The sequence below is a fragment of the Pararobbsia alpina genome, from assembly GCF_902859895.1.
Lineage (GTDB): Bacteria > Pseudomonadota > Gammaproteobacteria > Burkholderiales > Burkholderiaceae > Pararobbsia > Pararobbsia alpina.
In genome coordinates this window covers 1-819 of sequence record NZ_CADIKM010000192.1, presented here as the reverse complement: position 1 = coordinate 819, position 819 = coordinate 1, and the positions used below count along the sequence as shown (strand labels likewise).

Here is an 819-nt window from a genome sequence, read left to right as displayed (position 1 = left end):
CAATGGGGCGTTCATTGTGCACCTCCTTCCGAGAGCTCGATAAACATTGGGATTTGACCTTCAGTGTCGTTGCGACACGGGCGATTTTTGCGCGCCAACGCCGCCGTAACCGCGTCGCTGCGCAGATCGCTCGCGCGAATTTGCCAAGGAGCGTCGGGCACCACCTGCTCGGCGGGAAGGACTCGATCGTTTATCAAACGCCGGATCATGTAATGGGTGACGCCGAGCAATTTCGCCGCGTCGGGCAGTCAACCATTCTCCATCCTTCTCAGCTGACTTGTACGCATGGATGTCCCGCACTCGACGTATGGAACTGACACGATGCGCAGTCCAGGTCTTGCCCTGGCCTGTCCGTAACCCCATCCGGTTCAACGATGCGGCGATGTCCTGATCTGACCACCGGGCCGCCATGCTGCGAACGACCGCGAGCGCCTCATCAGAGGTGCTGCATCCATGCTCGCCCGTTCTGGGCTTGCGAATTCGTAGCTGGGAGTGCTGACCGCCATGCCAGTGGATCGTCAGCATGACTTCCCGAGCAGCGTCGTCGACGTTTGCAACAATATCGACGATGAGCGCACGGACCAGTTGTTGACGCATGCGCATAGTGACACCCGGAGCATTCCAGGCTGCGTGGAGATTCTCAGCGAGCTTCGCAAAGTCAGGGGGTACAGCCTCTGCCTTTGGTGTTCCTGCTGTCTCCAGACGCGCTTGGCAGGCCTGCACTCGGCGTAAGGCTACCTCCCAATTCTTCTCTAATTGAGCGGCAATTAAACGGTTATCAGGGTCGCAGGCGGCGTAGCGCCGCTCGGCGAGCGTCGC

1 pseudogene is annotated in these 819 nt (G+C 59.6%); it reads right to left on the bottom strand.

Features of this window, described 5'->3' with window-relative positions:
* Positions 1-60: 60 nt before the first annotated feature.
* Positions 61-819 (bottom strand): annotated as a pseudogene (locus HV670_RS30230) (recombinase family protein); the annotation flags it as partial.